The sequence below is a fragment of the Legionella erythra genome, from assembly GCF_001467615.1.
Lineage (GTDB): Bacteria > Pseudomonadota > Gammaproteobacteria > Legionellales > Legionellaceae > Legionella_C > Legionella_C erythra.
The window spans coordinates 596,045-607,413 of sequence record NZ_LNYA01000034.1 but is presented as its reverse complement, the minus strand read 5'-3'; the positions used below and the strand labels follow the sequence as shown (position 1 = coordinate 607,413).

Here is an 11,369-nt window from a genome sequence, read left to right as displayed (position 1 = left end):
TCGGTTTGACCATTTGCGTATCAATCAGGACGATGTATGAAAATCAGAATGCTTTTTTTTGTCTCTCTGGGATGCCTGGCAAACCTGGCTTATGCTGCTTCAGAAAATCTGTTGTGGGGTGAAAGCAGCCGTCTTTTGCAGCAATACCAACGTATTCCCCTGCAGAAACCCGCCATCCTGATGCCGCTTAAAGGCATGTCAAATAGCCCCTATCAGTTGCGTTTGCAATCGGCTGTTCCTCATCATGCCCGGTATCAAATCCTGTATAAGGGGCTCCCGGTCTGGGGTTATCAACTGGTCTTTCATCAACAGGATAAACAGCCACCCTGGGTGACTGGTGTGAATGTTTACGGCATCGAAAAAGAAATTAAAACAACGCAGGGACTCATTTCAGCACAACAGGTTACACAAGCGGTTTTAGCGCAAGCCAAAGGACCGGTGAAGTGGCTTCATCATCAAAAAGTCATTTACCTTGATAATCAGCAGCGAGCTCATCTTGCCTACCACATTGCCTATTATACCCACACGCCGCACAAGCTGTTGTCAGCGCCCCAGACGCTGGTGGATGCCAATACCGGGCAACTTTTAAAGGCATGGGATGCTGTTCACCGCGAGCAATGGGGGCAGGGACTTGGCGGCAACGCGTTTCCCTTGCCGTATCGGCCCGGGGCGTTTCAACATGGTGATGCCTTGCCTGGCTTACCCTCATTAGGAAAATTTGAAGTCAAGGTGAAAGACGGACGATGTTATGTCGAAAGTGATTCTCTGCGCGTTATTAATATGGCCAATTTGCCGCTTGGTTATGAAGCCTTCCCCATCAGTACCGAGGATGAAAATACGTATGGATTAACGGCATTTTCCTACGCCTGCGATCCGTCATCGTATTATCTTAATTACAATGACGCGAACACCGGACCGGTGAATTATTCGTTTTCCCCCGTGAACGATGCCATGTATTTTGCCGCACAGACTTTAGCCATGTATGAAATGAATTATCAGCAACCCAAGCCCCTGGGTGCGGATTTGCCTTTGCGAATTTACACGCATTTGTCCGAAATGGACAATGCGTTTGCCATTCCAACCGTTTCACTGGATGGTCAATTGCTGGCTCATCAGCAAATCATCATCGGCAATGGCCATCAGTTTCTCACCGCTCCAGCGCAAACGGTCATCGCCCACGAGCTATCCCATAATTTTACCACGCTGCATTCGGCGCTGATTTATGAGGGCCAGCCGGGGGCCATTAATGAAGCATTTTCTGATATGGCGGCTATTGCGTTGCAGGACTATATACGCCAGAGCTATCCCTGGTATTGGGACGGTCAGGATTGGACTATAGGCCGTGAAGCCGTGCTGGGTGGATCGCCTTTGCGTTATATGGATGAACCCAGCAAAGACGGCATGTCCATTGATCATGTGAAGGATTATACAGACGACCTGGATGTGCATTTAAGCAGCGGCGTCTACAATAAAGCCTTTTACCGTCTCGCCAATAAACCCGGCTGGACTGTGCAGCAGGCCTTTCAGGTGATGATTGATGCCAATCGCTTCTATTGGTCACCCATTGCTTATTACGATTTTGCAGCGTGTGGCGTTATTCAGGCCGCACGGGATCGTCACTGGAGCACGGCAACCGTCAAAGAGGCTTTTGCAGAGGTGGGGGTTGTTTGTCCGGTTTCTCCTAAATAGGGCAACGGAGCAGAAGGGTAAAAAGCTTAAATTTACATCAATGGGGATGTTTTTTTTTCTAAATGAACAAGTATGAAGTATAATGGGCGTCCAGCCTGAAGGGGAGGATTTTCGATGGTTTATTTTATACACGGAACGGCAAAAAATGTAATTATTGACCTTAATCGTACCTCGCTGCTTATGAAACCGGAAAAGGACAGACGCAGTATCGTTGGCGATATCACACGCACGCTCTTTTTGGGAACACGCAGTGAATTAAATGTACACCTTAAGCGCTGGCAGGATGAGACCATACCCAATCATTTGTTTTACTGGCAAGGGGATATGAGTGCGGGCAATATCCAGATGCTTTTTCCTGACAGTGCATTTAAACGAGCGGATGAACCCAAAGAGCTGCTGAGCGAAGCCTATTTTAAACAAAAGAAAACCGCTTCGTTTGCCTATGTCGATAAAGCCGGCATTCCATCAGGATTCGGTTTTTGTTACCGTGCCGATGATCCAAGCCTCTGGCTGATTGCCATTACAAAAAACACCCACCTTCCGGTGGAGCAGCGCGAAGTCTATGTTCTCACCAGCTTTAATCCCGAACCGTATCTGGTCGAATCCGGTAAACGAAAAGTCTCAGTATCCTCCCAAACCCTTTTTCCCATTTCTGGAACAATCAAAACCCACATCAACTCGCCTCGTATGGAGTCCATAGCATGTAGTCTGGTTACAAATTTCAACAAATTTAACGTCCAGGCCGATATACTTATGCTCTGTGCTCAATACGTAACATCGGAGTCGGACCGGTTTGAGGATAACGAAACACTGCTGAACCTTTTGGAAGAAAAACCAGAACGAATTATCAATAATGCGCTTTTGCAAAAGCTTAACACCGTAGGCAGTCACTTAAGTCCCCGCCAGGTTATTGATTGTCTCACACCCGAATCGGCCTTACATAAGGTTTTGCTCCCCCTGGTCGACAAGCAGGGCATGACGCCAGATGTGCGCGAACGGGCCTATGTCATCTTAAGACTCGATAGGCTTGGTCTTTTGAAGCAATATGAATGGATAACTGACGATGATTCGCTGCTTGATTTTATCAAAAGTCTGCTGAATGAATTTGACGATCGATTAATAGCGCATTTCACCACCGAAAAGCAGGTCGCTTTTTTCCGCTTTTTAAACCGGTCCCCTTATAAAATGGAAATGGCCCGCTTATTGATAACGCAGAAAAAGAAACCCACGCCAGTGGTATGGAAAGCGGTCGAGTTTTTTCATGATGCGTTTTTAAAGCAGGATGACGATTATATTCAGGCGGTTGTTTTTCGCTTACTCCTCATTAATCCGGAGTTAACTCCACAAGAGCTGCTTGGCCTTATCAAAGCGCTTACGCCATCCAAATTCCTTGCCCAGGTGTTTAATCCGGTGGTGTTGGCCGATGATTTGGGTAAATACCCATTTAACCAGCAGCTGGAGCGCATCAGGGCCATGCAGAGCTATTTTGCGACTGTTCTACCCAAATTTGAACAGGCTCAGGCGTTGCGTAAAAAAAGCCTGCAATCTGATTTTTTAAAAAGCCTGGGAAAACGCTACACCGACGGACAAGATCTCAATGTGCTGGCCATTTGTGAAAACGAGGAGCAAATCAAGGCCTGTCAGGTTTTACTGGAACTTGAATTTTCAACCGAAATATTGGCTTTTACGGTACATAATGAGGCACTGGTAGCGGCCATTAATCATCTGGATGCCTTGAATCTTAAATCAGCAATCAGGCCTTTACTCGGTATGCCCCTATTCCACGTCATACTCCCCACACTATTTAAATGCCCCTTTTTACACCAACGTGCCTTGTTGATTTTTATTGCTCAGAAGCTAATCAAAATTGAGGAAATGGATGAATTAAGGCAGCGACTTGTTGAAGAGCCTTACCTGGCTAGCCTTATTATCGCGCTCCATGAACAGAAGCATTCCCCATCCGAGATTCTCAATATCAGTGCCGATCCGGTAAAATCTCGTGCCCTTCATCTCTTGATGACGCTAAAGCTTTCTGTCGAGCCCTCTGCCCTGGAGTCACCCATCGGTTATTTGGTGAGTCTGCTTTATAGCGCGTGTGAACATGCGTTGTATAAAGAGGAAGTCAAGGACTATTTAATCGATGTTTTACCCGGGCTTTTAAAAAACCAGTTTCCTGCGCCGGTGGATAAACCCGCTATGATTGCCCAGCTAAGCCAGATTATCTGTGATTATCAACAGGTTGTCACGGTGGCGGCTTCTTTAGCCATCAATTTGGACTGGCTAGACTTGCTTAAAAAGAAGCCAAGACTTCAGGCGATGGCGGTTGCTTTACGCGAGTTTGATGTCGATGCCAGGGAGCCAGGAAAAAAGCCAAGGCTTACCCCCTTGCTATTCACCGAGTTCGCATCGTATTTTATCACGCTGCATGATAAACCCGAGGACGATTCAATACGGCATGCGGCTTTGGCACTTACCATCACGCATAGTGAAGACCAGAGCAGTCAGGTAACGCATCATTTACCCGCCTTGATGACCAAACCGCAATTGGCTCCTGCCGTTTTGGCGGTTCATGGTCGAAACCTGCCGGTACTTCCGCTTTTCCAGGAAGACAATCAGGCTTCGCGCGTGGCACTGGTCACTCATTTGGCAAAGCTCGATTGCAGGAAGGCTCAGCATTATCAATTGGCTATGGACACGAGTGAACAAGGTTATGATTTTCGCAAAATCATGGATAACGTGAAGTGCTTTCCGGAGGTGCTGCAGCAGGATGCCACACAGTTTGTTGTCGACGCCATTATCCAGCGTCAACGTGGCGGATTTTTTAAACAGGGGCAAAAAAACCTGCTTGCAGAGGAGAAGAACCGCAATTATGGTAATGCCCTGGCGATGCGCGTCTTGTTAGTCAACCGCTTCCGACAGTTGGGCCTCGGTAATCACTTAATCGATCTTCTGCTTGAAGAAAGTGAAAAAGGCAGGCACTTTTTCAATTTAGTCACACAGGTTGAAACCCGGTTTCAGACTATTCGTAGGCGATTATTATCTCATGCCCCGGACAAACAGGCGCGTTACCTGGAGCCCGAACGTCAATACCGCACCCAACTTTACAAGATGATATACGATGCCTTATGCCATGAGCCGCGCCCAGACAAAGACGCTTTTTTACAACGCCTTAAGCATGCAGAGGCACCCTTGATGGCCATAGCCAATGAAGACAGGCATCCGCTGCTGCGCAAAACCTTGATGATGGTGACTAATCTACTGACCCTGATTTTTACGGTCGGTATAGCTAATGCCTACCATTACCGCCAATGCGGCGATTTCTTGTTTTTTGAACGGCCAGCTACCAGCGAAGGGATCAACGCGCTGGATATTGAGCTTGCTAAAACGATTGGAGCACCAGCGGCATGAAACGAAATGCCTTATTCATTGTCCTCGCCTTGATCTTCCTGGAGTGGTTGGATTTCAGCCTTTATTTGTATTTGGCCAAATCGGTTTTTGCCAAAGAATTCTTTCCGCCGTCCTCTTATAGCCTGCTGTTATCGTTCGCGCTTTTTGCCGCGGCGTTCCTTGCGCGCCCTCTTGGCGGTTGGTTGTTTGGTCGACAGGCAGACGCCAGCGGCCGGCGAAAGCCTATGGTCTTATCGGCGGGGTTGATGGGTCTTGCGACGGTTGGCATTTGCTTATTGCCGGATTACAACACCATTGGCATTGCCGCTGCGTTTGGCCTTTTATGCCTGCGTGTGGCGCAAGGTTTGGCTTTAGGGGGCGAAATCAATACGTCGGCTATGTTTCTGATTGAACATCATGCGCGACACCCATTGAAAGCAGGAAGCCTCGTTGCGGCCAGCGGTGCGGCGGGCATGTTTCTAGGTGGAGCAATGGCTGCTCTTTTGCAATACAGTCATATCCCGTGGATGTGGCGAATCATCTTTGCCAGTGTCGGTCTTTTGTCCCTGTGGGTTTGCCGGTTGCGCAAGCGGTTGACGGAGTCACCGGAATTTAAAACCAATCATGCCCCCATTATTGAGATTTGGCGTGAGCATGCCCAGGGATTGCTCAATATCGCCATGCTCGGTGCTTTTGTGAGTGTTACTGTGTACATTTGTAATGCATTTTGGGTTTCTTATGCCATTGACCAAGCGCTTTGGAGCAGTACGCAGTGTGCCTGGATTGGCTCATTGGCGCAGTTGAGTTCTGCCTTACTGGCCCTGCCATTGGCGCGCCTGTGTAAACCGGTGCATGTTTACCTGTTATTGCGTCTTGGAACCATGACTGCGCTATTCACTGCCCCGATGTTATTTTATTGTACAACAATAGCTTATAAACCCGGCGTGATCGTTGCCTTGTTTGGTTATGTTTTGACCAATGGCTTGATTTGTTCATCCATGTTCTATTTTCTGTATTTGCAATTACCGGCCCAATACCGTTGCCGTGGCGTGTCCACGGTTTGGGCATTGGCAGCCAGCATTGGTGCTGTAAGCCTGCCGCTTGCCGAACAGGCTGTCCAGTGGCAATGGTTTTGGGTTCCGCCATTATTAGAATGCGTGTTTGCTACGATTGCTTTTTTATTTCTTTACAAATCAGCGCCCAAGCCAGCGTCACTCCATGTAAAAACAGTCTAGATTGCTCAATTAATGGCTAATTATGGAGCTCACCGGTTTTATGTCCACGGAAAATGCAAACAATTTCATGTCCATGCACATTTGTTATAGAAAATACTATTGAATTACACCTTATTTTCTGCTTAATATGATTATTCTGCACCGACGGAAACTTAAGGATGAGCCATGACTCTGCCAAAGAAGGCGTTACGGTATGGCCAGTTAAAATTTACCAATGACAAGACAGTACCTTCCTCTGGTCATAAAATTGAAAAAGCAACTTTCGTAGATGCTGTTGATGGTGAGAAAACTGGATTTTTTAAACCCATAAGCGACTCTTATCCACGAGTACTGGCTCTTTACTCTGTAGCCGTCAGCGTTGTGCTGCGCAATTCATTGGGCGATAGTGCCGCGGAAGAGCGGCTGGTTTACGACGAAAAGGGCGAGATTTGTGGAACCTTGTCCATTAAACTTAAAAAATACAACCCCATGGCCGCTTCGGGCGCTACCCTGCCCACCAATGCCAGTGAGCGGGAGGAAGTTTACCCCAGCTACAATACCCTGTTATCGCACAATGTCGCCAAGTGGCTGATCGCCGCCTGGCGATACAAGTGCGACGATCGCCATCCTGGGAATACCGATCTGGATACTATTCTCGATTACGATATGATGCTTTGGGGCATTACCTGGATAATGAAAGGTGCCCGTGTTGTCGATGGGATTATCAAAGAGCATCCAGAGACGTCCATGGGTTTAAAAAGCACGGATCTTGATAATTTCCCCATCATTGATAGCCGTACTCACTGGCCCACGAATACCATGCCGGGCAATTTAAATCTTGCCAAGCGCCATATGTGCTATCAGGCCTTTCGCGATCTGGCCGCCAATCCGTCCATCAAGCTGGATTCAAGCAGCGAGCCGGTGAGTTTCCAGGAGCAGTTTTTTGGTGCCATTTTGCAGGAATTATTAACCTATGAGCCGGCGACCTTAAAAGAGCGTTTTGTCGAATATTTTGGTACCGAACCACTAAACTACCTGTCACTGCCGAGCGATAAAGCCGAATTATTAGCCAAAACTTACTCTCAGTGGTTTAATACCGAAACGGATAGGCAGCCTTTTGTTAATCATATCCTTGAGATTATGCAGAATGGCTATGATGAGTTTTACCGTAACACCGTGTTTTACAGCGGCATAGAAAAAAACAGTGCCGGTGTTCCAGTCATGAGTTTTTGTGATTTCCTCCAGGCTAAGCCTTCTGCGTTTAATCGAACCAAAGCATGGGCCGAGCAGGAAAATAAATTCATGGAGCAGTATTCACAGGAATATAAAAAGCGAGTCGATTCAGCGCCAGAGACAGCGGATGCAACGCATTATTATTGTTTACCCGAGGCAGCAAGGTATAATTTGAAGAAAATGGATGGCCGTTACCATCAAATATGGCGCGATGCTCACACCCTGCAATTTAAAGCCATTCTTTCCAATATTGACAAATTATTGGAAGGCTTGTGGGAAGAATTAACCCGTAAGACCTCTTTGGCCAACAAAGCGTTGGAAACAAGTAAAACCTTGCCCAAGCCCATGGAAGATATTACGCGCTCCATTCAACTGTTTGATTCGGATATGGCCTTGCCTAAGCTCGATTGTGATGAGGAAAATCCTCTGGCAAAAGGGTATCTGGAATTAAAGCGGTTAAGGCAGGAATTAACAAAGTGTACCGACCGGTATTTTGATCTCCAGGCCAGGGAATTAACAGACGAAGCCAACATACAGTTTTGCATTGACATTACCAATTGCTGCCACCGGTATGAAAATCCCCTGTTAAAATTATTTGGCCAGACGCCCAGCGCAGACGCCTGGCTTAACATCATTAAACAAATGCTGGAATTTAATAACAATTTTGGTTTTGTCCGACACCTTAAAGGCAAAGATGCACCGCTTGGCCGCCAGGATAAGCCTGAGAAAACCTCATTCGTTATGCGTAATCACACGGAAAAAGCGGTCATTGCAGCGACCATGCAAGCGCTATTTGACTGGGCAAACGACATTGACCGTTCGACGCTGGATGGTTACATTGGCGAGGTGATAGAGCACCAATACAAGCCTTCTGCTCTGAATGTGTTATCTAATAAATACCGGGTTGATCTTTTAAGCTACCTCAAAGACAGCAGTAAGGCAGAGAAAGGGGAAAATATTCTGGGTTATATCTTGGCTAAAGGTGGCACAGAAAGCAATTCACTGAATACCCTGCTCATCAAATACCTTGTGCCCAAGATGCTGGAACACCGGATTGGTCAAAGCGATGTCAATTTATCGTCGGTTTTGCGTGCTGTGCAAAAAGATGAATTCGAAATCAGGACGTATGCTGCGGAGGCGCAGAAATTTGTTCAGACGGATCAACGTTTTACTCATATATATTCTGCCGAAGCCCGGCAAGTGTTCACAAAAAGCCTGTATCAATGGGTCAGGAACATGGATGCTGAATTTAAAAAATTAGTCAGGGGTGTTTTAAAAGACTATAAGCCTTCCACGTTTAATATATTCAGTCCAAGGAAACGGGGCAAGGAAGTGGAGGGTTATCTCGCGGATACAAGCAACAGCAATGAAATGATACTGACCAAAATTTTTTGCGGGGGCGGGTTAGACAGCGCACTCACTCACGATTTGTTTAAAAAACTGGTGGAGCAGATGCAGGCCAGAAAAGACGATTACCCGCTTGCTCGTCAGGTGATCAATGATGAAACGCGGTTGCATTTTTTTAATGCAGTATATGAGGATGCGAAAGCGAAAAGCTTCAGCAGCAAAACCAAAACAACGTCGACGGAGTTCAGCCATTGAGGCTGACTCCCTGAGGCTGTAACGGAGACAGCGTCTCCTTTAACTCGTCCACTAAATCGCGCATGGATTCATTGTTATAATCCTGTGATGTTTCTGCTCTGCTCTTAAGGTAGTCAAATTCTTCCTGCATGCAGGAAGTTTCCATTTCTGGAAGCAGGTGCGAAGCAGCGGCTAACAAATCTTCGGCCTGCGTGGTCAATTGCTTAAAGTCCTCTTTGTTATTTGGTGTCTGTCGTCTTGGTGTGGGAGTCTGCCAGGCATCATACAGTAATTTGAGGCCAATAAAGACTAAAGGCAATAAAACCAGCGTACCCAAGAGGACCGGGGCGGAGATAGCGGCCGCTTCCGGACGGATGGCGGCGCGGGTTGATGGGTTGCTCTGGGCTACGGTGGTATTGCCTGAGAGCAGCGGTGCGGTACAGGGTTGATTAAGCGGGCAGGATGAAACCCTGACTGGCGTTTGCTGGGATTGCGCCTGGAAAAAAAGCGGTGCTTCCACCCGTTGGGTAAACGAAGTCTTTGGCAGGGATTTCGGTTTGGGGGCATCCGGTTGAAAGGGTTTAATGCCTAAGTCGGTTGTTGGTTGTTCCTGGTGGTGACTGATGGGCAGTGCCGGCTTATCCGGAATAGGTAAACCATTTATCTCCTGTTGGTGCCCAACCCAGGCATGCATGGAATCCATGACATGCTGTACAAGCTCGCGGGTGGAACTCACCATGGCAATTTGTTGTGTCTCTGTCCCTTGCTGTTTAAGATGATTAAGCACCTCATGGACGCCATCCAGTAACTCCTTGCTGGCTGCGCTTAAATCCGAAGCTGATGTCGGAAAGCGGGCCAGGTTATCCTGATTTTGAATAAATCGATCGATTTTTTCAACTTTGCCGGAGGTCATTCGTTGCCACCAGCTTAAATCCTGTTTGTCCTGAATCAGTTGATGATAAAGCCTTGAGTTAGCCTCCACCACGTTGACGATGTGTTGTTCCGATTGTTGAATAAATTGTTCTATTCCAAGCAGCAGATTGTTCATTTGCCTGCGAAACTGAATGAGCGTAAACACTTCGCCGGCTTGATCAAACAATTGCAGCAAGGAGTCTAAAATATGTTGAAAGCGCAAGACCTCCTGCAAATCGCTGATGCTCTGCCCATAAGCGGCTTTCGTCTCGGTCGTGGTTCTGTCAATCAATCCCAAGGCAGGGCAATCATCCAGAGTATGCGGCGTCAGCTTTAATTGACTTAATTGTGTATTTCCGGGCTGAGTCAAGGCATCGCTGGTTTTTTCTGCACAGCTTTTAGCGGATAAGGTAGGAAATTCTTGTTTACCCTCAAGCCCCCTGGGCGTCTCGGAAAAATGCTCCCAATAAGGGTGGGGATTAACCGACCCATCGGTCAGGGCAAAATGAAGCACCGTATGCCGTAATTCCGCAACGTGGTTTAATTGGTGTCTAACCTGCTCAAAATGGAGTCTTAATTGTTGTGATTGTTGCTTGGTTTTAATATCCCGGGCAATCCGATGCTCCAGGGTGTATCGGCAATCGGCGAGGAACAGGCGATCGCTCCCCTGCGTTGGTGAAACATGCGTTTCAACCACACGCAGGTATTTATTTAATAATTGCAATTGTTTATGAACATACCGTCCATCATGAACAACGGCCATCCGGTTAAGAATTTGCACGGTATCGAGATAGACATAATTAAGCGGCTGATTGAGGTGCCGGTCATCCAATTGATTATTGCGTATTAACAGGTAATCGCCAATGAAGCGGGTCATGGTGTTAAGCGCCGGCCAATGCAGTTGGCGGTTAATGAGGCCGATGTGAAAATCATCACGACTTAAGCCCTGTCTTGGGCGGTATTCGCTGCCAAAAATCCAGGAGCCTTCGTTGACATTGACTAAGGCTACCTGATTGTCAGGGGAGAACCAGGTCATGTCAGTCCGCAACAAATCGGGATCAAGGCCGCTTTGGCTGCGGGCGTTGAGAATGGTGTCGCGCAATTGCAATTCTTCCTGGGTATAGCAGGATTCATCATGGAGCGGGCGTGTAAACAAGCCAAACCGGGCTTGTTGTGGCATGGCGCGATAGGTAATTTGATGATGCCCTTCCCGCATAAATCCTCCCTGATTTCCTATAGAGCAATAACCATCCTAGTTGAGCTCTGATGCATTCATTTGTAGAACCAATTATTAATTAGCCATATAATTATCCAATTGTAAAATGATTTCTAAGCCGTTATTCACAATAGGCT

General features: G+C 47.2%; 5 protein-coding genes. 4 read left to right on the top strand and 1 reads right to left on the bottom strand.

Annotated elements, in window-relative coordinates:
• Nucleotides 1-36: 36 nt before the first annotated feature.
• The 4 genes from Lery_RS14025 (at nucleotide 37) to Lery_RS14010 (ending at nucleotide 9,125) form a co-directional block, all read left to right on the top strand.
• Nucleotides 37-1,689 (top strand): M4 family metallopeptidase, encoded by a 1,653-nt coding sequence (locus Lery_RS14025; RefSeq protein WP_058527850.1) that lies wholly within the window; start codon nucleotides 37-39, stop codon nucleotides 1,687-1,689.
• Between the two features lie 114 nt (nucleotides 1,690-1,803).
• Nucleotides 1,804-5,097, top strand: coding sequence for a hypothetical protein (locus Lery_RS14020; RefSeq protein WP_058527849.1), 3,294 nt, complete (start codon nucleotides 1,804-1,806; stop codon nucleotides 5,095-5,097).
• Nucleotides 5,094-6,311 (top strand): MFS transporter, encoded by a 1,218-nt coding sequence (locus Lery_RS14015; protein ID WP_058527848.1) that lies wholly within the window; start codon nucleotides 5,094-5,096, stop codon nucleotides 6,309-6,311. Before Lery_RS14020 ends, Lery_RS14015 begins: the two co-directional genes overlap by 4 nt.
• Nucleotides 6,312-6,476: 165 nt before the next feature.
• Entirely contained in the window at nucleotides 6,477-9,125 is a 2,649-nt protein-coding gene (locus Lery_RS14010) for a hypothetical protein (protein ID WP_058527847.1), read from the top strand.
• Here Lery_RS14010 and Lery_RS14005 read toward each other — a convergent pair.
• Nucleotides 9,115-11,232, bottom strand: coding sequence for a hypothetical protein (locus tag Lery_RS14005; RefSeq protein ID WP_058527846.1), 2,118 nt, complete (start codon nucleotides 11,230-11,232; stop codon nucleotides 9,115-9,117). The two genes, Lery_RS14010 and Lery_RS14005, sit on opposite strands and share 11 nt — an antisense overlap.
• Nucleotides 11,233-11,369 lie beyond the last annotated feature (137 nt).

What these genes read in the sequence shown, in the direction of transcription:
- Lery_RS14025 (WP_058527850.1), top strand. Translation starts at nt 37, where the DNA reads ATGAAAATCAGAATGCTTTTTTTTGTCTCTCTGGGATGCCTGGCAAAC.
- Lery_RS14020 (WP_058527849.1), top strand. Translation starts at nt 1,804, where the DNA reads ATGGTTTATTTTATACACGGAACGGCAAAAAATGTAATTATTGACCTT.
- Lery_RS14015 (WP_058527848.1), top strand. Translation starts at nt 5,094, where the DNA reads ATGAAACGAAATGCCTTATTCATTGTCCTCGCCTTGATCTTCCTGGAG.
- Lery_RS14010 (WP_058527847.1), top strand. Translation starts at nt 6,477, where the DNA reads ATGACTCTGCCAAAGAAGGCGTTACGGTATGGCCAGTTAAAATTTACC.
- Lery_RS14005 (WP_058527846.1), bottom strand. Translation starts at nt 11,232, where the DNA reads ATGCGGGAAGGGCATCATCAAATTACCTATCGCGCCATGCCACAACAA.